Annotated in this window: 17 protein-coding genes; 7 read left to right on the plus strand and 10 right to left on the minus strand. The window is 71.5% G+C overall.

Annotated features, from left to right (window positions below):
- Positions 1 to 78 precede the first annotated feature (78 nt).
- From AC07AB_RS31670 to glgX, 3 genes are read right to left on the minus strand one after another with little or no spacing between them, the layout of a single operon-like run.
- Positions 79 to 1,932 carry an ABC transporter ATP-binding protein gene (locus tag AC07AB_RS31670; protein ID WP_478574151.1) on the minus strand — a complete coding sequence of 618 codons (1,854 nt, stop codon included), beginning with the start codon at positions 1,930 to 1,932 and terminating at the stop codon, positions 79 to 81.
- Positions 1,929 to 3,788, minus strand: a complete 1,860-nt coding sequence (locus AC07AB_RS31675) for an ABC transporter ATP-binding protein (protein WP_478574153.1) — start codon at positions 3,786 to 3,788, stop codon at positions 1,929 to 1,931. Before AC07AB_RS31675 ends, AC07AB_RS31670 begins: the two co-directional genes overlap by 4 nt.
- 34 nt (positions 3,789 to 3,822) lie before the next feature.
- Positions 3,823 to 6,237, minus strand: a complete 2,415-nt coding sequence (gene glgX / locus AC07AB_RS31680; RefSeq protein ID WP_478574327.1) for a glycogen debranching protein GlgX — start codon at positions 6,235 to 6,237, stop codon at positions 3,823 to 3,825.
- A gap of 206 nt (positions 6,238 to 6,443) precedes the next feature.
- Between glgX and AC07AB_RS31685 the strand changes: the two genes are divergently transcribed.
- From AC07AB_RS31685 to AC07AB_RS31710, 6 genes are all read left to right on the plus strand, one after another.
- Complete coding sequence (locus tag AC07AB_RS31685) at positions 6,444 to 7,670, plus strand: L,D-transpeptidase (RefSeq protein WP_478574156.1); 1,227 nt, start codon at positions 6,444 to 6,446, stop codon at positions 7,668 to 7,670.
- A gap of 328 nt (positions 7,671 to 7,998) precedes the next feature.
- Positions 7,999 to 9,165, plus strand: a complete 1,167-nt coding sequence (locus AC07AB_RS31690; protein WP_478574330.1) for a L,D-transpeptidase — start codon at positions 7,999 to 8,001, stop codon at positions 9,163 to 9,165.
- A 162-nt stretch (positions 9,166 to 9,327) separates the two neighbouring features.
- A complete protein-coding gene (locus tag AC07AB_RS31695; protein WP_478574158.1) occupies positions 9,328 to 10,095 on the plus strand; it encodes an enoyl-CoA hydratase/isomerase family protein in 768 nt (255 codons plus the stop codon).
- 262 nt (positions 10,096 to 10,357) lie between these two features.
- Positions 10,358 to 10,861 (plus strand): ATP-binding protein, encoded by a 504-nt coding sequence (locus AC07AB_RS31700; RefSeq protein WP_478574161.1) that lies wholly within the window; start codon positions 10,358 to 10,360, stop codon positions 10,859 to 10,861.
- 578 nt (positions 10,862 to 11,439) lie between these two features.
- On the plus strand, positions 11,440 to 12,069 hold the full coding sequence (locus AC07AB_RS31705; protein WP_478574164.1) for an N-acetylmuramoyl-L-alanine amidase: 630 nt from the start codon (positions 11,440 to 11,442) through the stop codon (positions 12,067 to 12,069).
- A gap of 221 nt (positions 12,070 to 12,290) precedes the next feature.
- Entirely contained in the window at positions 12,291 to 12,503 is a 213-nt protein-coding gene (locus AC07AB_RS31710; RefSeq protein ID WP_478574166.1) for an EF-hand domain-containing protein, read from the plus strand.
- A 19-nt stretch (positions 12,504 to 12,522) separates the two neighbouring features.
- Here the strand turns inward: AC07AB_RS31710 and AC07AB_RS31715 are convergent, their stop codons facing one another.
- The 6 genes from AC07AB_RS31715 to AC07AB_RS31740 form a co-directional block, all read right to left on the minus strand.
- Entirely contained in the window at positions 12,523 to 12,831 is a 309-nt protein-coding gene (locus AC07AB_RS31715) for a hypothetical protein (RefSeq protein WP_478574169.1), read from the minus strand.
- Positions 12,832 to 13,147: 316 nt separating this feature from the next.
- On the minus strand, positions 13,148 to 13,723 hold the full coding sequence (locus AC07AB_RS31720) for a TetR/AcrR family transcriptional regulator (RefSeq protein WP_478574172.1): 576 nt from the start codon (positions 13,721 to 13,723) through the stop codon (positions 13,148 to 13,150).
- Positions 13,720 to 15,087 (minus strand): cryptochrome/photolyase family protein, encoded by a 1,368-nt coding sequence (locus AC07AB_RS31725; RefSeq protein ID WP_478574175.1) that lies wholly within the window; start codon positions 15,085 to 15,087, stop codon positions 13,720 to 13,722. Before AC07AB_RS31725 ends, AC07AB_RS31720 begins: the two co-directional genes overlap by 4 nt.
- A gap of 230 nt (positions 15,088 to 15,317) precedes the next feature.
- Complete coding sequence (locus AC07AB_RS31730; RefSeq protein WP_478574178.1) at positions 15,318 to 16,934, minus strand: SDR family oxidoreductase; 1,617 nt, start codon at positions 16,932 to 16,934, stop codon at positions 15,318 to 15,320.
- A gap of 208 nt (positions 16,935 to 17,142) precedes the next feature.
- Complete coding sequence (locus AC07AB_RS31735) at positions 17,143 to 17,490, minus strand: hypothetical protein (RefSeq protein WP_478574181.1); 348 nt, start codon at positions 17,488 to 17,490, stop codon at positions 17,143 to 17,145.
- A gap of 176 nt (positions 17,491 to 17,666) precedes the next feature.
- Positions 17,667 to 18,602 (minus strand): LysR family transcriptional regulator, encoded by a 936-nt coding sequence (locus AC07AB_RS31740; RefSeq protein WP_478574184.1) that lies wholly within the window; start codon positions 18,600 to 18,602, stop codon positions 17,667 to 17,669.
- A 287-nt stretch (positions 18,603 to 18,889) separates the two neighbouring features.
- On the opposite strand from AC07AB_RS31740, the gene AC07AB_RS31745 reads away from it, so the two are divergent.
- On the plus strand, positions 18,890 to 19,519 hold the full coding sequence (locus AC07AB_RS31745) for a LysE family transporter (protein WP_478574187.1): 630 nt from the start codon (positions 18,890 to 18,892) through the stop codon (positions 19,517 to 19,519).
- Between the two features lie 376 nt (positions 19,520 to 19,895).
- Here the strand turns inward: AC07AB_RS31745 and AC07AB_RS31750 are convergent, their stop codons facing one another.
- Positions 19,896 to 20,102: a DUF397 domain-containing protein gene (locus AC07AB_RS31750; RefSeq protein WP_478574190.1), complete on the minus strand. Its 207-nt coding sequence runs from the start codon at positions 20,100 to 20,102 to the stop codon at positions 19,896 to 19,898.
- Positions 20,103 to 20,141: the final 39 nt, after the last annotated feature.

Raw genomic sequence — 20,141 nt, forward strand, 5'->3', positions numbered from 1 at the left:
GCGCGGCCACCGCCACCCCGGCAGCGCTCCACCACGGGGCGCGGCCGGGGCCTCGCGATCGAGGGCCGGCGGCACAGGTCAGACCAGGCTCTCCCGCCAAGCCCGGTGCAGATCCGCGAACCGGCCCGTGCCGGCGATGAGTTCGGCCGGTGCGCCGTCCTCGACGACGCGGCCGTCGGCCATCACCAGCACACGGTCCGCGATCTCCACCGTCGAGAGGCGGTGCGCGATGACCACGGCCGTGCGGCCGCGCAGCACCGTGTCCATCGCGCGCTGCACGGCCCGTTCGCCGGGGATGTCGAGGGAGGACGTGGCCTCGTCGAGGATGAGGACCGCCGGGTCGGCGAGGAGCGCGCGGGCGAAGGCGACGAGCTGCCGCTGGCCCGCCGAGATCCGGCCGCCGCGCTTGCGTACGTCCGTGTCGTACCCCTCCGGCAGGGCGTCGATGAACTCGTGCGCGCCGATCGCCTTCGCCGCCTGCTCGATCTCCTCGGGCGTGGCGTCGGGCTTGCCGATGGCGATGTTCTCGCCCACCGTGCCGGAGAAGAGGAACGCCTCCTGCGTCACCATCACCACGCTGCCGCGCAGTTCCGAGACGGCCAGCTCGGCCAGCGGCACGCCGTCCAGCAGCACCCGGCCGCCGGTCGGGTCGTAGAACCGGGCGAGCAGCTTCGCCAGCGTCGACTTGCCCGCACCGGTCGCCCCGACGACCGCGACCGTCTGTCCGGCGCGCAGCGTCAGGTCGAAGCTGGGCAGCACCTCGCCGCCCGTGCGGTACGCGAAGCGCACCCCGTCGAAGACGACCTCCCGGCCGGGGCGGTCGTTGCGAGGCACGGGCAGCGTTCGCGGAGTGGCCGATTCCGGTACGGAGGGCCGCTGGGCGAGCAGCCCCGCTATCTTCTCCAGCGAAGCGGCCGCGGACTGGTAGGAGTTGAGGAACATCCCCAGGCGGTCGATCGGGTCGTACAGCCGCCGCAGATAGAGCACGGCCGCCGCGAGCACGCCCAGTGCCAGCTCACCGGAGGCGACGCGGTACGCGCCCCACACCACGAGCCCGGCCAGCGCCGAGTTCGCCACCAGCCGGGACGAGACGACATAGCGCGCCATCTCCAGGATCGCGGCGCCGTTGAGCCGCTCGTGGTGCCGGTTGAGCTTCGCGAACTGCGCCTCGTTGGCGCGCTCCCGGCGGAACGCCTGCACGGGGCGGATCCCGTTCATGGTCTCCGCGAACTTCACGATCACCCGCGCTATGGCCGTGGACCGCGCCCGGTAGGCGAGCATCGAACGGCGCTGAAAGTTCCGTACGAGCAGAGAGAGCGGCGCGAAGACGAGCAGCGCCGCGCCGCCCAGCCCCCAGTCGAGGTAGAGCAGCATCGCCGTGATGAACACCGTCGACAGGCAGACGCCGATCAGCTCCTGGAGGCCCTCGTTGAGCAGCTCGCGGATCGACTCGACGTCCGTGGTGGCGCGGGAGATGAGCCGCCCGGAGGTGTACCGGTCGTGGAAGTCCACGCTCAGCGCCTGCGCGTGCCGGAAGATCCGGCCCCGCAGATCGAGCAGCGCGTCCTGGCCGATCCACGCCGAGAGCCGGACGAAGACGAGCTGCAGCAGTCCCGCGAGCAGGGCGCAGACCACGTAGGCGGTGCCGACCGCGATCAAGGGGCCGTAGTCGTGCTTCCGGAACGCGGGCACGGCGCGGTCGATCGCGAACGCGACGAGCAGCGGGCCCGCCTGCACCGCCGCCTGCTGCACCAGCAGCACGACGACGCTCACCCACACCCGCTTGCGGGCGGGCTTCAGCAGCGAGCGCAGCAGCGCCCAGGACGCGCCCTCGGGCGCGGGCAGCACATCGTCGTCGAACGAGTCGGCCGCCTCCGCGGGCGCGGGGCTCTCGTCGTCGGTGGCCTGCTGGCCGGAGACGGTGGTGCTCATCGTCGTACGCCCCCCTCGTGGCTGTCGTGGCCGGACATCAGCGACGCGTACTCGGCGTTGCCGTGCAGCAGTTCGCGGTGCGTGCCGACGGCCGCTATCCGGCCGCCGGACAGCAGCGCGACGCGGTCGGCGAGCAGGACCGTGGAGGGGCGGTGGGCGACGATCAGCGCGGTCGTGGCCGCCAGGGCCTCCCGCAGCGCCGCTTCCACCAGGGCCTCCGTGTGCACATCGAGCGCGGAGAGCGGATCGTCGAGCACGAGGAACCGCGGTCTGCCCACCACGGCGCGGGCCAGCGCGAGCCGCTGCCGCTGACCGCCGGAGAGGCTGAGCCCCTGCTCGCCGACCTGCGTCCGCGCGCCCTGCGGCAGGTCGTGCACGAAACCGGCCTGCGCCACGTCCAGCGCCCGGAGCAGATCGCTCTCCGCCGCGCTCTCGGCGCCCATCAGGACGTTCTCCCCGGCCGTGGCGGAGAAGAGCGTGGGCTCCTCGAACGCGACGGCGACCAGCGCGCGCACCGTCTCCCGGGGCAGCGCCGCCACCTCCACGCCGTCGAGGGTGATGCGGCCCGCGGTCGGCTCCTGGAGCCGGGGGATCAGGGTGGTGAGCGTCGTCTTGCCGCTGCCCGTGGCCCCGACGAGCGCCATGGTCTCGCCGGGCCGCACATGCAGATGCACGTCGCGCAGGGTGGCGGGGGCGTCCGGCGGCGCGTCGGGGTAGCGGAATCCGACGCCATCGAGCCGCAGCCCGTCGCCCTTCGGCATCGCCTCCGCCGCGCGCCCGGCGGCAGGCCGCTCCAGCGCGCCGTCCTCCCCTTCCCGGCCGGCCGGGAGGTCCTCGGGCACGGGCGCGTCGAGCACCTCGAACAGCCGGTCCGTCGCCGCCGCCGAGTCATTGCTGATCGCGAGCAGGAAGCCGATGGACTCGACCGGCCAGCGCAGCGCGAGCGCGGTGGACAGGAACGCCACCAGCGTCCCGGCCGACAGCTCCCCGTCGGCCACCTGCACCGTGCCGAGCACGAGCGCCGCCGCGATCGCCAGCTCCGGCAGCGTCGTGATCAGACCCCAGAGCCAGCCCAGCAGCCCGGCCTTGCGCAGCTCCGTCCCGCGCACCCGGCGCGACAGCGCCCGGAACGCGCGCTCCTGCGCCCGGTGCTGACCGAAGCCCTTGATGATGCGGATGCCCAGCACGCTCTCCTCGACGACCGTCGTCAGGTCGCCGATCTGGTCCTGCGAGGCGCGCGCCACCACCGAATACCGGTGCTCGAAGACCGAGCACAGCACCACGATCGGCACGATCGGCGCCAGCAGCACCAGCCCCAGCCCCCATTGCTGCACAAACAAAATGACGCAGCCGACGATGATCGTGACCCCATTGACCAGCAGGAACGTCATCGGGAAGGCGAAGAACATGCGCAGCAGCATCAGATCGGTCGTGGCCCGCGAGATCAACTGCCCCGACGGCCAGCGGTCGTGGAAGGAGACCGGGAGCCGCTGGAGATGCCGGTAGAGGTCCGAGCGCATCTCCGCCTCGACCCGGGCCAGGGGCCGCGCCACCAGCCACCGCCGCAGCCCGAACAGCCCCGCCTCCGCGAACCCGAGGAGCAGCAGCATCCCCCCGCCCAGCCACACCCCCGACGGATCGCGGTCGGCTACGGGGCCGTCCACGATCCACTTGAGCGCGAGCGGGATGACCAGCCCGAGGCAGGACGCCACGACGGCGACCACCGCCGCCGTGCCGAGCCGGGCGCGCACCGGCCGTACGTACGGCCGCAGGCGCAGCAGCGAACGGACAGGGGAGCGGCGCGGGGCGCGCTCCGCGTCCTCCGTCGGATGGGGTACCTCGCTCGTCGTCGACATCAGTGGTGAGACTACGGTTCACCACTGACAACGCTCACTCGGTTTTTCGACGCGCCTCGACCCGCGCCGCCTCGATCCGCGCAGCTTCGACCCGCGCCGCTTCGATCCGCGCCGCCGCGGGCCCGGTTCCGGCCGCCTCGACGACCTTCAGCAGGACGACCGAGCGGGCCGCGACCGTCAGCCGGTCCCCCGCGCGGTACCGGCCGCCCGTCTCCTGGTCCGACTCGCGCGCCGTGTCCACCAGCACCTCGTACGCCCCCGCCCACGGCGCCCCCGGCAGCGTGCAGCGCGCCGCCCGGTCACCCGCGTGCAGCAGCGCGAGGAAGCTGTCGTCCACGACCGGCACGCCCTGCGGATCGCGCTGCGCGATGTCCCGCCCCGACAGGTACATCCCGACCGTCGACGTCGGCGCGTACCAGTCCGCCTCCGTCATCTCCGCCCCCTCCGCCGTGAACCAGGCCAGGTCCCGCAGCCCGTCCGGGGTCTGCCGGCCGGAGAAGAAGGCACGGCGGCGCAGCACCGGATGGGCGCGGCGCAGCGCGATGAGCCGGGCCGCCAGGTCGCGCAGCCCACGCCAGCCGGGCTCGTCGAGCAGCGACCAGTCGACCCAGCTCGTCTCGTCGTCCTGGCAGTAGGCATTGTTGTTGCCGCCCTGCGTGCGCCCCATCTCGTCGCCCGCGACGAGCATCGGCACCCCCGTGGACAGCAGCAGCGTGGTCAGCAGATTGCGCAGCTGCCGCCGCCGCAGCGCCCCTACGGCCGGATCGTCGCTCTCGCCCTCCGCCCCGCAGTTCCACGCCCGGTTGTCGTCGGTGCCGTCCCGGTTGCCCTCGCCGTTGGCCTCGTTGTGCTTGTGCTCGTACGAGACGAGGTCGCGCAGGGTGAAGCCGTCGTGCGCGGTGATGAAGTTGACGGACGCGTACGGGCGGCGGCCGCCCCACGCGTACAGGTCGCTGGAGCCGGAGAGCCGGTAGCCGAGGTCGCGCACGTCCGGGAGGGCGCCCCGCCAGAAGTCGCGCACCGCGTCGCGGTAGCGGTCGTTCCACTCGGTCCACAGCGGCGGGAAGGACCCCACCTGGTAGCCGCCCGAACCGACGTCCCACGGCTCGGCGATGAGCTTGACCCGCCGCAGCACCGGGTCCTGGGCGATGACGGCGAGAAACGGCGAGAGCATGTCGACGTCGTGCATGGAGCGCGCGAGCGCCGCCGCCAGATCGAAGCGGAAGCCGTCGACCCCCATCTCCGTCACCCAGTAGCGCAGCGAATCGGTGATCAGCCGCAGGACGTTGGGCTGCACCACATGGAGGGTGTTGCCGCAGCCCGTGTAGTCGGCGTAGCGGCGCAGGTCGCCCTGGAGGCGGTAGTAGCCCCGGTTGTCGATGCCGCGCAGCGACAGCGTCGGCCCGTACTCGCTCGCCTCGGCGGTGTGGTTGTAGACCACGTCGAGGATCACCTCGATGCCCGCCGCGTGCAGCGCCCGCACCATCCGCTTGAACTCGCCGACCTGCTCGCCGCGCGTCCCCGACGCCGAATAGGCGGCGTGCGGAGCGAAATAGCCGACCGAGTTGTAGCCCCAGTAGTTGCCCAGGCCACGCCGCAGCAGATGGTCCTCATGGGCGAACTGGTGCACCGGCAGCAGCTCCACCGCCGTCACACCGAGCCCCCTGAGATGGTCGACCGCCGCCGGGTGCGCCAGCCCCGCGTACGTGCCGCGCAGCCGCTCCGGGATCCGGGGGTGGCGCATGGTGAAGCCGCGGACATGCAGTTCGTAGATGACGGAATCGGCCCACGGCGTCTTCGGCCGGTGGTCGTCCGCCCAGTCGTCGTCGTCATGGACGACGACGCCCTTGGGGACGTACGGCGCCGAGTCGCGCTCATCGCGCACGGTGTCGGCCACGTGCTGCTGCGGCCAGTCCCGCACATGCCCGTACACCTCGGCGGGCAGCGCGCCGCGCCCGCTCCCCATGCGCCCGCTGCCCGAGAACTCCCCGTCCACGGCCCGCGCGTACGGATCGAGGAGCAGCTTGGCCGGGTTCCAGCGGGCGCCCATCCAGGGGTCCCAGCGGCCGTGCACGCGGTAGCCGTACCGCTGGCCGGGGAGCACACCGGGCACGAAGCCGTGCCAGATCTCATGCGTCAGCTCGCCGAGCATGCAGCGCGTCTCCGTGCCGTCCGCCGCGAACAGGCACAGCTCCACCGCCTCCGCGCCGCCCGCCCACAGCGCGAAGTTCGTCCCCGCCACCCCGTCCGGCCCCACTCTGAACCGCGCCCCGAGCGGCTCGGTACTCCCCGTCCACACCCGGCCCCCCGCCTGCCGCCCGCCGTTGCGCGCGCTGGGCCCGGCGGGGGCGGGCGAGGGCGGGCCGGGGGCGGCCGGGGGAGGGGCGCCGTTCGTACAGGTCTGTGCCGGACCTCCCTGGACGGTCCCCTGCTCGGCTGCGCTCGACACCTGTTCGCCTCCGGGCGGCTCGCGGACGGCTGTTTCCTGCTGCACAGGACGGCACCGCCACCGCTCCGGCGTCCCGGCCGGGCGACGGCGATCCCGTCCTTTTACCTGTTCTTCCCAGAACAGGGCATGTCATCACACCTGCGGCCGGGCGCGGCGGTCGCACACGCCCTCGTTTCCCCCGGTGGGGCACGGTCGTTGGGCCCGGCGTGACACATGCAACGAAGCGCGGGGCGCGCACGGGGGCAGGACTCTGCTTCGCAACGGCCGTATCGGCGCTCACGGGGCTCGCGGCGCTCACGGGGTGCGGCCGGGGCGGACCCGCGCCGGACGACGGCGCACGGCCGGCCGAAGAAGTCATCAAGGTCGCGCCGCGCGACGGCGCGAAGGGCGTACGCGCGGCGGACGCCTTCACCGTGGACGCCCCCGGCGGAAAGCTGGAGCGCGTACGGGTGGCCGCCGTCGAGAACGGCGACGAACGGCCCGTACCGGGGCGGATCTCGGCCGACGGCCACCGCTGGCGGCCCACCGGCCCGGCCGGGCTGCGCCTCGCCGCGAAATACACCGTGGACGCCGTAGCACTGGACGACCGGGGCCGCCGTGCCGCCCGGCACACCGATTTCACCACCTACGTGCCGGAGCACCGCTTCATCGGCTACTTCCAGCCCGAGCACCGCTCCACGGTCGGCACCGGCATGATCGTCTCCCTGGACTTCAACCGTCCCGTCACCGACCGGGCCGCGGTCGAACGCGCCGTCCGCGTCACGGCCGAGCCGCGGACCGAGGTGGCCGCCCACTGGTTCGGCCCCGGCCGGCTGGACTTCCGCCCGCGCGCGTACTGGAAGCCCGGCACCAAGGTCACCCTCGATCTGCGCCTGCGCGACGTGCGCGGCGCGGCGCGGGCGTACGGAATCCAGCAGAAGAAGGTCACCTTCACCGTCGGCCGCTCCCAGGTCTCCACAGTGGACGCGGCCGCCCACACCATGACCGTCGTACGGAACGGCCGGCGGCTCGCGACGCTGCCGGTCACCGCGGGCGGGCCGGGGAACGCCACGTACAACGGCAAGCTGGTGGTCAGCGAGAAGTACGACGTGACGCGGATGAACGGCGAGACGGTCGGCTTCGGCGGCGAGTACGACATCGAGGACGTGCCGCACGCGATGCGGCTGACCGCTTCCGGGACGTTCCTGCACGGCAACTACTGGGCCCCGGCAGGGACGTTCGGCTCCGTCAACACCAGCCACGGCTGCGTGGGGCTCCGCGACGAGCAGGGCGGCAGCCCGTCCACCCCGGCCGGCTGGTTCTTCGGAAAGTCACTGATCGGCGATGTGGTCGAGGTGGTCAACTCGCGGGACGGCTCGGTCGCGCCGGACAACGGGCTCAGCGGCTGGAACATGCCGTGGGAGCGCTGGCGGGCCGGCTCCGCGCTGCGCTGAGCCGTCGCGGGGCCGGGCGGGGAGCGGCGGCGCTTCGGAGCGGCGGGCCGGGGGCGGACCGGGGGCGCGGCACGGGAACGGACCGTACGATTCACGCCTTCCGGACGCACCCCAGTACGCCCGTTCGCACGGCCCCTACCAGCGGCCCCACTTGGGACCGAACGGTGACATTCGTGGAAGGTGATCTGTCAGTGCCCTGTGGTTATCTATCGCCATGCGCGGTGTGGCGCGCTATGGAAATACCGCGGGGCCGCGGGCCGTTCGAGGGGAGACGACCGCTTTGGATGCGCAGCCGGGATCGGGGAGGCGGCGGCAGGGCTTGTACGCACTGCTGCTCGGGGCGTTGTTGCTGCTGGTGACCGCGTGCGGCGGGGGCGGCGGCTCGGACGACGGGAAGAAGGCGGGCGCGAAGCTCGGTGACAAGGCCGAGTCGCAGGCCGTGGTGACCATCACGCCCCAGGACGGCACGGCCGACGCCGCGACGAGCGGAGCCCTCAAGGTCGCCGCCGACCGGGGCACGCTGAAGACCGTGAAGGTCGTCGACTCCAAGGGCAACGAGGTGGCCGGCAAGATAGCCGCCGCCGGGACGGCCTGGACTCCGACCGGTCACCTGGGCGCCGCCACCAAGTACACGGTGGACGTCGTCGCGCGGGACAAGGACGGCCGGGAATCCGCGAAGCACTCGACCTTCACCACCCTCACCCCGAAGAACACCTTCGTCGGCTACTACACCCCGGAGAACGGTTCGACGGTCGGCGTCGGCATGCCGGTATCGCTCACGTTCAACCGCGGCATCACCGACCCGAAGGCCATCGAGTCGGCGGTCAAGGTGACGGCCGAGCCGTCCGTACCGGTCAAGGGGCACTGGTTCGGGAACGACCGGCTCGACTTCCGCCCGGAGAAGTACTGGGCGGCGGGTACCAAGGTGACGCTCTCGTTCGACTTCAACGGCATCGAGGGCCGCCCCGGGGTGTACGGCACCCAGACGCGGACCGTGAAGTTCACCGTCGGCCGCTCCCAGGTGTCCACGGTCGACGCGAGCTCCAAGGAGATGACCGTCAAGCGCGACGGCAAGACCGTCAAGACCATCCCGATCACCTCCGGCAGCCCCTCCAATCCCACGTACAACGGCCAGATGGTGGTCAGCGAGAAGTACGACGTGACGCGGATGAACGGCGAGACGGTCGGCTTCGGCGGCGAGTACGACATCAAGGACGTGCCGCACGCGATGCGGCTGTCCAATTCGGGCACCTTCATCCACGGCAACTACTGGTCGGGCGCCGGCACCTTCGGCTCGGTCAACGCCAGCCATGGCTGCGTCGGCCTCTCCGACCAGCGCGGCGGGGGCGACCGGTCCACCCCGGCGGCCTGGTTCTACGGCGGCTCGCTCATCGGCGACGTCGTGATCGTGAAGAACTCCCAGGACCGGACCATCCAGCCGGACAACGGCCTCAACGGCTGGAACATGTCCTGGGCCGACTGGACCCGGCGCTAGCCGAGGCGGTGCGCGTGCCGCTCCGGCGGCGCGCGCGTACGCGGGGCGGAGCCGCGCCTGGGCGGCTCCGCCGAGCTCGTACGGCCGAGCGGCTCGTACGGCCGGTGCGCTGTGACTGAACGCACCGGCGCGCGGGGTGTTAACGGCAGCTAACCTGCTGCCATGACTGTGCATCTTGAGGCCGCCGACGGCGTGGGCATCATCCGCCTGGACCGCCCGCCGATGAACGCGTTGGACTCCGCCACCCAGGACCGGCTGCGCGAGCTCGCCGAGGAGGCGACGCGGCGCGAGGACGTGCGCGCCGTGGTGATCTGGGGCGGGGAGAAGGTGTTCGCGGCCGGCGCGGACATCAAGGAGATGCGGGAGATGGACCACGCCGCGATGGTGGCCCGCGCCCGCGCCCTCCAGGGAGCCTTCACCGCCGTCGCCCGCATCCCCAAGCCCGTCGTCGCGGCCGTCACCGGCTACGCGCTCGGCGGCGGCTGCGAGCTGGCGCTCTGCGCGGACTTCCGGATCGCCGCCGAGAATGCCAAGCTCGGTCAGCCCGAGATCCTGCTCGGCCTGATCCCCGGCGCGGGCGGCACCCAGCGGCTGGCCCGGCTCGTCGGCCCGTCCAAGGCCAAGGACCTGATCTTCACCGGCCGCCAGGTGCGGGCGGAGGAGGCGCTGACGATCGGACTCGTCGACCGGGTCGTATCGGCCGAGGAGGTGTACGAGCAGGCGCACGCGTGGGCCGCCCGGCTCGCCGCGGGGCCTGCCATCGCGCTGCGCGCGGCCAAGGAGGCCGTCGACGCGGGGCTGGAGACCGATATTGACACGGGGCTGGCCATTGAACGCGGATGGTTCGCGGGCCTGTTCGCGACCGAGGACCGGGACACCGGGATGCGGAGCTTTGTCGAAGAGGGGCCGGGAAAGGCCAAGTTCCGTTGATCCCCTGTGAGTTACGGGCAGTGCTCGACGGCCAGTGCTCCTTGCGGGGGAATTATCTCCGGCCTGAGCCAGCCTAATTTTTCCCGGCCGCAGACGGTCGGTGATCTTTCATACGCGAGAGGTCACCGCAGGTCAGTGGGGTAGCGCAGGAGATTAACTGCCGTTGGCATATGTCGGGAGGGTTGCGCGGAACGGCGGATTCCGGGCTGATGAATCCGTCCGTTCCACCTCCGAGGTTCATTTTGGCGGCCATGATGGTGCCATGGCGGGCTTGGAGGAAATGGGGCAGCCGCAGCCGCGAGCCGCTACGGCCGGGGTGCGGTGGACACCGGCCGTCGACGACCAACTGGCGGTCAGTGCGTTCGAGCTGTTCGGTGACCCGGCGACCGAAGAGGCGCGGTTGCCTTCCCGTCCTGAATCCGCCGCCTCCGCCCGCCGGCTGACCCAGTGCGTGGTGCTGCGCAAGTGGGGGCTGTCGCCTCAACTCTCCGAGTATGCCGTCCTGTTGGTATCCGAGCTCGTCGGCAACGCGGTCCGGCACACGGGCGCCCGCTCCTTCGGGCTGCGGATGCGCCGCAGGCGCGGCTGGATACGGGTCGAGGTGCGCGACCCGTCCCGGGGGCTGCCCTGTCTGATGCCGGTGCAAGAGCTCGACATCAGCGGGCGCGGCCTCTTTCTGGTGGACAAGCTCTCGGACCGCTGGGGGGTGGACCTGCTGCCGCGCGGCAAGACGACCTGGTTCGAGATGCGCGTCGCCGACCGCTGATCTCGGAGCGCTGAAAACGCAACGGAAAACGCAACGGAAGACACAGCGGAAAGCGCAGCGGAAGGCGTAGCGGAAAACGCAGAGGCCCCCATCCGTCGTCTTGCGACGGCGCGGGGGCCTCTGCGTGTCGCCGCGGACGAAAGGGGTGTGGTCCGCGGCGCTGTGGTCGACCTTGCCCGGGTCAATGGGGGTCGTGAGAGCGACTATGGCAGACGGCGCCTGGCTCCGCTAATGGGTTATATGCGTAAAATAACTCACCAAAGCGGACAAAATGAAAGTGAATCAAAGGTGACGTGTAACACCAGCCTTGCAAACAACGGGTGAATGGATATGTGGCCAAGGGAAAGTGGTTGCGATATCCGAGAGTGTGGGCGGTTGAACGGTGGACACGCCGCCGCCGGGAAAGCTTCGGCCCAATTCCCCTCCGCGTCAACGGAATTGCGGCCCCCGGGAGGGGTGGGGGGATCCTTCTTTGCCGTGCGGTTCTTGGCGTGGGGTCGTTGAAACCTCAGCATGGAGGCGCGCCAGTGAGTGGCATGTACCTGCCTGTATCAGCAGCTACGGACTCGGGAGAACGCATGACAGAGCAAGAGCACCACAGACCCGGCCTGTCCCGCAGGCATCTCCTGCGCGGCTCGACCCTCGTCGGCGCCGCAGCCCTCGGCCTCACCGCCGCCGCCCGCATGACCGGCCACAGCGCGGTCGCCGAGCCCAAGGCCGACCCGTCGTATCCTCCGCTCCACTGGATCCCGGCCAGCACCGCGAATTACACGGACTCCAACCGGCCCACCGCCTACCCGCTCGACTTCGTCGTCATCCACGTCACGCAGGCGACGTTCCCCAACACGATGAAGATCTTCAAGGACCCGTCATCGAAGGTCTCCGCCCACTACGCGGTCGCCTCGGCCGACGGGTACGTCGGCCAGTTCGTACGTGAGAAGGACATCGCCTGGCACGCCGGCAACTGGAACTACAACACCCGCAGCATCGGCATCGAGCACGAGGGGTGGGTCGACAAGCCGGAGTACTTCACGGACGCCCTGTACCGCGCCTCGGCGACGCTCACCGCGGCCGTCTGCGACCGGTACTCCATCCCCAAGACCCGCAGCCACATCATCGGCCACGTCGAAGTGCCCGGCACGGACCACACCGACCCCGGCCGGTACTGGGACTGGACCAGGTACATGAGGCTCGTCAACGCGGCGTGACTCCGGGGGCGGCCCGGCTCTCGGCCCAGCTCTCGGCGCGGCCCTCGATGCGGCTCTCGACGCGGTATGACTCCCGGCCCGGCCTGGCCCGCCAACGCCGCCTGACGGGGGCGGGGTTCCGGGCGGTGTCTCCCCTGCGGCGCCGCCCGGCGCTACCGCTAATCTGTGCCGGTCGGACAAGCACACCGGCATTGGATCAGCACACAGACAGGGGTGGACCCGTGGCGGACATCGAGGCGGCGCGTACAGCGTTCGAGCGGTATGACAAGGACGGCGACGGGCGGGTCACCGCCGCCGAGTACAAGAAGGTGATGGCCGAGCTGGGCGACCCCTACGTCACCGAGAGCGTGGCCCAGGCCGTCATCAACGCCAAGGACGCCAACGACGACGGCGTGCTCTCCTTCGACGAGTTCTGGGCAGCCATCAACCGCTGACCCGCGGCACCGGCCCGGGTCAGCGCCAGCCCCGGCGCTGCGCGCTGGCCCGCCGCCGGCGGTCATTGCACAGCAGGCACCGCCCCCACCCCGGCGGCAGCGGGTCGTTCTTGTCGCCGAACAGCGGGTCCACCGCCCCTCGCGGATGCTCCGAGCAGCCCGTGGCGCCGCCGCCGGCCCCGAGGGCGCTCGCGGCGGCCAGCGCCCGGCGCAGGGCGTCGACGAGCTGGTCGGCCTCGTGCGCCGCGGGCGCGGATTCGATCGAGAAGGCGATGTCCGAGGCGGTGCTGAGCGCGCTCTGGAGTTCGCGCAGGTCTGCGTAACTCATGCCTCGGAGCGTACGCGCCACCACTGACAACGCCCTACCCGCCGACCGCGGCACCCGGTCCGGCCTCGGGCGCGGCCGCCTCCGGAGTCCGCTGCCCGGCGGGCACGGGGAGGAGACGGAAGGCGTCACCGCCGCGCCGTATGGGCCCGCCGGTCGGCGGCAGGACGCGGCCGTCGAGAAGCGGCTGCCGAGAAGCGGCCGTCGAGAAGCGGCCGTCGAGAAGCGGCTGCCGAGAAGAGGCGCCCCCGTGCCGGTCGGCTCCGTCAGCAGCCGCGCCCGGGGTACGGGCCGCCCCTCAGCGCCCCGCAGGCCGGGGTCAGCGCCCCGCGGGCCCGGGCCGGGACAGCAGGCCGTCCACCAGCTCGCGCGCGTACTCGGCCGTCAGCGGGCTCGGACGGAACAGGATGCGGTACATCATCGGCGCCACCAGATGATCCATCGCGTACTCCACGTCCGGCACCGCCTCGCCCCGCTCGGCGGCCCGGCCGAAGACCAGCGCCAACTGCTGCGCCGCGTACTCCGAACACTGCCCGGCGTTGCCGCCGTCCGGGTCGCCGACCAGCGCGTCCCGGATGTAGGCGCGGCCGGACGGAGACGCCATCTCGTCCAGGAACAGCTCCGCCCACGTGTCGAGATCGTCCCGCAGCGACCCCAGGTCCTCCGGCGGCGTCTCCGGCCGCAGCCGCTCGACCGCCACATCGGACAGCAGCTCGCCGAGGTCGCCCCACCGCCGGTACACCGTCGACGGCGTGACGCCCGCCCGAGCGGCCACCATCGGCACGGTCAGCCCGTCCCGCCCCTGCTCCTCGATCAGCTCCCGGACGGCCCTGTGCACCGACTCCTGCACCCGCGCACTCCGTCCCCCGGGACGCACGGCTCCTCTTGCGCTCATCCGCCCACCGTAGCGCGGGCCCGTTCGAAGCGATCGCGGCCATGGGACAGTTCGACGACCGGCGCCGGGTAGTCGGCCGGGGCCCCGCCGTCCTCCCGCAGCCGCCACGGCTCGTGGATATACCGGTCCGCCACCTCGGCGAGCTCCGGCACCCACCGGCGCACGTACGAGCCGTGCGGGTCGAACCGCTTGCCCTGCGTCACCGGGTTGAGCACCCGGTTGGGCCGGGTGTCGGTGCCGGTGCCCGCCACCCACTGCCAGTTGAGCTGATTGTTGGCGATGTCCCCGTCCACCAGGAGATCCAGAAAGTGCCGGGCGCCCACCCGCCAGTCCGTGTACAGCGTCTTGGTCAGGAAACTCGCCGCCAGCATCCGGCCCCGGTTGTGCGTCCACCCCTCGTGCCGCAGCTGCCGCATCGCCGCGTCCACCAGCGGATAGCCCGTACGCCCCGTACGCCAGGCCTCGATCTCCCCGGCGTCCTCGCGCCACCGGTCGCCTCGCGGGCGGTAGTCGGCCGCGGCCGACTCCGGGCGGGCGGCGAGCACCTGGTGGTGGAAGTCCCGCCAGGCGATCTGCCGTACGAACGCCTCGGCACCGGGCCCCGCCTTCCGCCGCGCCCGCTTGACCGCCTCGGCCGCCGACACCGCGCCGAAGTGCAGATACGGCGAGAGGCGGGAGGTGGCGTCGCCCGCCAGGTCGTCCTGGCCGGCCTCGTACCCGGCCAGGCCGCCGGAGCACCACGCCCGCAGCCGGCGCCGGCCCTCCGTCTCGCCGCCCTCGGCCAGCCCCTCGGAGACCCCGGTGACCTTGGCGCGGGACGGCAGCGGCTCGCCGGCCATGTCGGGTACGCGCACCGTGCGCGGGGCGTCCCGTACGGCCCGTACGCCCTCCTGGCTCCAGCGCCGGAAGTACGGCGTGAACACGGCGTAGTGGTCGCGGTCGGACGGCGTCAGCCGACCGGGCGCGATGGCCGTCACCACCGCGTCATGGACCGTGAGTTCGCAGCCGATCTCCTCCAGCGCGGCCCGCAGCCGCTCCTCGCGCCGCAGCGCGTAGCGGCTCACCCCGGCCGCGACGTGCAGCCGCGCCGCTCCGACCGAGGCCGCGACGGAACACGCCCGGTCCACCACCTCGCCGCGGCGGAGCAGCAGGCGACCGCCGCGCGAGCGCAGCGAGGCGTCCAGGTCGGCGAGGCAGTCGGCGAGGAACGCCCGCCGGTTCGGCGCGTCGAACCCGGCGTCGCGCACCCCGTCGTCGTCCACGAACAACGGGACGACCTGCTCGGACTCGCGCAGCGCGGCGCGTAGCACCGGGTTGTCGTGCACGCGCAGGTCGGAGGTGAACAGCACGACGGAAACACTCACGCGACGGACTCCTTATACCGGTTATACCGGTTATACCGGGGGGAAGCGCATCTGAGCCGGTGGTACGGCAAGGCAAGGCAAGGCAGGGCAGGGCAGGGGATCGCGGGGAGGGGGCACGGCTCGGCGTCGCGCCGGTGGCCAGTGACCCGCTGATGCTGACACACGGCGGGCCGGCGGACCGGCGGGCGGAGAGGCGGGAGGGGGACACGCGGCGGGGGCGGTGGGTGCGGTCAGGGGTGCGGGCGGGGGCGCTTCCGTGCGGTGTCCTCTCGCCCCGTGGGCTCCCCGGCGGCCGAATCCTGGTCCGTACGCGCCTTACCCGCAGGCTCCTCGCCCGTACGCACCTCGCCCGCAGGCTCCTCGTCCGTCGTCTCGGCGGCGCGGGCGATGTTGCGGGCCATGCCGCCGAAGACGAGGGCGTGGAACGGCGCCACACTCCACCAGTAGGCGTGTCCGAGCAGGCCCCGGGGATGGAACAGCGCTCGCTGCCGGTACCGGGTCCGTCCCGCGTCGTCCTCGTCCGCGCACATCTCCAGCCACGCCAGCCCCGGCAGCCGCATCTCGGCGCGCAGCCGCAGCAGCCGGCCGCGCTCGATCTCCTCGACCCGCCAGAAGTCCAGCGAATCCCCGACCCGCAGCCGCTGGGCGTCCCTGCGCCCGCGCCGCAGCCCCACCCCGCCGACCAGCCGGTCGAGCCAGCCCCGTAGCGCCCAGGCGGGCGGGAAGGAGTGCCAGCCGTTGTCGCCGCCGATGCTCTCGATGACCCGCCACAGCTGCTCCCGGCGGGCCTCGACGGTACGTTCGCGCCGGTCGGTGTAGAGGCTGCCGCCCGCCCAGCCGGGGTCCGTGGGCAGCGGGTCGCTGGGCGCACCGGGGACGGACGCCGACGACCAACGGGTGCTGACCTGCGCGCCCCGTACCCGCTGGAGCGCCAGGGAGAGGGACTCGTCGAAGCCGAGGGGCACGCCGGGGGAATCGGGCAGGTACCGCGCGATGTCGTGCTCGGCGCACACCACCTCATGGCGCAGCGACTCCGCGAGCGGCCGGGCGATGGACCGGGGCACGGGGGTGACCAGACCGACCCAGTAGCTGGACAGCCCTGGTGAGAGCAGCGGTACGGGCACGATGAGGCGGTCCCGCAGCCCGGCCACGGCCGCGTACCGGCGCATCATCTCCCGGTAGGTGAGGACCTCCGGGCCGCCGATGTCGAAGGCGCGGCAGACCTCGTCGGGCAGGGTCGCGCTGCCGACGAGGTAGCGCAGGGCGTCCCGGACGGCGAGCGGCTGGATCCGGGTCGCCACCCAGCTGGGCGTGACCATCACCGGCAGCCGTTCGGTGAGGTAGCGCAGCATCTCGAAGGAGGCCGAGCCCGACCCGATGATGACGGCGGCGCGCAGAACGGTGGCAGGCACGCCGGAACCGAGGAGGATGCGGCCCACCTCGGCGCGCGAGCGCAGGTGGGGGGAGAGCTCCCGGTCCGGGACGCCCGTCGGGGTGAGACCGCCCAGGTAGACGATGCGCCGCACCCCCGCCGCGCGGGCCTGCTCGCCGAAGATACGGGCGGCACGGCGGTCGGTCTCCTCGAACCCGGAGCCGGTGCCGAGGGCGTGCACCAGGTAGTACGCGACCTCGATGCCGCGCAGCGCGTCCCCGACCGATGCGGCGTCGGTGACGTCGCCGCGCACCACCTCGACCCGGTCGGCCCAGGGGTGATCGCGCAGCTTCTCCGGGGACCGGGCCAGGCAGCGCACCCGGTGCCCGGCCGCCAGCAGTTCGGGTACGAGCCGGCCGCCGATGTACCCCGTGGCGCCCGTCACCAGGCAGCGCCGCGATCCGCCGTCACTCATGGTCTCCGCCGTCCGTCGCATGTTCTCGGGCGCTTGGGTACCCGATGCCCATGCCCACCGTCCCCTGACGGAGGCGTTTCCGCCTCCCGGGCGGCGCCGCGTACCGCGTGAGACCACTCGGTGGCGGGGCTGCCGTGCCCGGGCCCTCTCCGACGCGGTACGGCCGCGATGGGGAGGGCCCGGGCGGGGGCAGGGGTCGTTCAGTCGCTCAGGAGAAGACGACCGAACGCACCTTCAGCCGCTCCGAGCCGCCGCCAGTGTGGGGACGCAGGGAGAAGTACTCCTTGCCCGTGCATTTGGCGTGCAGGAAGACCGTGGCCGTCCGGTCCGTCCGGTTCTTCGGCGAGTGCCCGGGCGGCAGGGCGTCGGAGCCGACGCCGTGGAGGTTGATGCACTTCCCGCTCGGCGGGTGGTTGAGGAAGCCGACGACCTCGTGCCCCTCGGCGGTCTTGTACGTGTACCGGAACTGCCCGTCGGCGGCGGAGGCGGAGCCGGGTACGGCGGTGAGCAGCGCGAGGGTACTGACGACCGCGGCCGTGATGGTTCGAAGACGCACGAGGGCAACCCCTTTGGTCGAGGCGGTGATATGGCTCCTCGACGTTGCCCAAGCCAGTGATCAAAAAGTCACGGTTCACCCGAAGGAATCAAGCAGAATCGTCCCTGCTCACCCACACGGACCACTCCGGCGCCCTCCACCAGGTGCCACCGGACCGGGTGCCACCGGACTGGGCGCTACCGGGTTCCTGGGCCGGAGCCCGTCGAGAACTGCCAGTCCGACGCCGATTCCCTGAGGGCGTCGAGTCCACGAGCGATCGTGGGTATGGCACCGCTGCCCCGGCGGACGCAGGCCACCAACTTGCGTACGGGCATGGGTTCACCGTGCAGCCGTACCCGGACGACGTCGAAACGGTCGGGGATGGCCGCGAGTCGCGGCACGAGGCAGATCCCGAAGCCCTGCGCGACCAGCACCGCGACCGCACTCCAGTCGACCGCGTTGTGCTTGACCCGAGGCGCGAACCCGGCTGAAGCACACGCTGTGACGAGCAGTTGGTGCTGGTCCCGCGGGTCGCCTGCCCGAAGCCAGCTCTCCGCCGCGGCGTCCGCCAGCGCGACGGAGTCCGCTACGGCGAAGGGGTGGCCCAGGGGAACGAGCAGGTCTTGAGGCTCTTCGAGCAGAGGATGCTGCTCGAACCGCTCGTCGTCGGGCGCCGGGGTACTCGACGCGGGGATGACGACGGCGATGTCCGTGCGATCCATGAGCAGGAGGTGGAAACGGTCCTCTTCGGGGTCTTCGCCGAGCTGGAATGACATCTGGGGGTACCGGCGCCGCAACTTCGCCATGGCCGGCACCACCACCGAGGCCATGGCCGTGGCCACGCCGGACACACGCAGCTCTCCGGCCCTGCCGTCCCGATGCATGGCCAGGTCTCCACTGGCGCGCTCCCACTGGGCGAACAGGGTGTGGGCATGGCCGAGCAGAGTTCGCGCGGCGGCCGTGAGCCGGACATTGCGCCCGTGATGTTCCAGCAGCTCGATGTTGAGATCGGCGGAGAGCTGGCGGAGTTGCTGCGAGACGGAGGAGGGGGAGAGGTGGAGTACCTCCGCCGCCGCGGTGATGGTCTTTTCCTCGTTCAGCACACGCAGGGTCTGTAGCCGAGAGTCAATCATTCGACCAGACAACACGGTACTGTTCGGAAATATTTGATGGACCCGAAAAATCCTTTCGGTGAGACTGATCACATGACAGTCATGGCCATGCCGCGCCACGGCCCGTATGGGCTTCGGGGTCGAATATCCCAAAGATCTTCTTTCGTAATCGACGCCTGGAACGACGCCTGGACGGGCGCCTGTGTAGACGACTGGATCGACGTCCGAATCGACGTCCGAATCGACGTCTGGATCGGCGACCGGAGAAATCCGGCCCAATGGGTTTCAGTCAGTCGTCATGAGAATTCATGACCGAGTCGATCATTGCTGGAATGTGGGCGGGTTACGGTCTCGCGGTCCCGGTGGGGGCGGTGGCTGTACTCATGATCGACATGACGGCTCGCACGTCCTTCCGCGTAGGAGCCGCTGCTGCGGTAGGCGCCACCACAGCTGACGCCTTCTACGCCGTGGCGGCCGTGTTGGGCGGGAGCGCACTGGCCACGGCGATTCAGCCGCTTTCGGGGCTGCTGCGCTCGGTCGCCGCGATTATCCTCATCGGGATGGCGATTCGCATCGCTGTGACGGCGATCAGGCAGCGCCACGATTCCCCTGAGGACCGGAAGGCGGAAGCCGCGGGGGTGAGGCCCCTGCGTTCCTATCTCACCTTTTTCGGACTGACGGCCTTGAATCCCTGGCCGGCCATCTATTTTGTGGCGCTCGTGCTGGGCAGGCAATCCCATATGGGAGGAACCCCTGTGGAAGAGGCTGCCTATGTTGCCGCCATCATCGCGGCCTCCGGTAGCTGGCAACTATTCTTGGCCGGGGGAGGGGCGATACTGGGGCGTTTCCTGACGAGTCGGAGAGGCCGTATCATCACCGCGCTATTGTCGAGCACTCTCATCGTTTCGCTGGCGATAAGCGTCGCCATCCAGGGGTGACAGGGAAAGGCGGCGTTCTCGAATGGCCGGTCCCCGGCCCGGCCCGGCGAGCGGCGCGACGACGAACGATCGGCTCAAGTGATCGCCGGGTTCATCGGCGCAGGTGAGCCAAGGCCCCCTCGTGCACGGGGTGGGAGTGTTCGAGGGGGCACGGGCTGCCGTGCGGCGCCCAGGTCTCCGGCCCGTATCCTCGACAGTCGCCCACGCGAAGCGCTCGACCGTGAAGCCCGGTCGAGCGCTTCGCAGAGTTGCCGGGCCTGGCCCGCCGACAGTGCTGCAACCCACCCTCGAATTCACCCACGGCCCAGGGGTCCGCTTCGTGTTCGCGGAAGGGTTCGGTGCCTATCGTTCAGGTGGTGGTGGCGGTTTCGGTGAGTCAGGAACCGTCGGTCTTCAACTTCGCTATGAACGAGTCCCACGCCTCCGCGCCGAAGACGAGGGCGGGGCCGGAGGGGGCTTTGCTGTCGCGCACCGGCGTATACCCCGGAGCGCCGTCGGCGACCTCGACGCAGTCGCCGCCCTGGCCGCTGTAGCTGCTCTTCCGCCAGCGCCAAGCAGTGTTCCCAAGCTCGGGGGTGCTCATTCTGTGTTACCTCTCTACGCAATGGTCGTTACAGCTCCT

Source organism: Streptomyces sp. NPDC044033 (assembly GCF_056434425.1).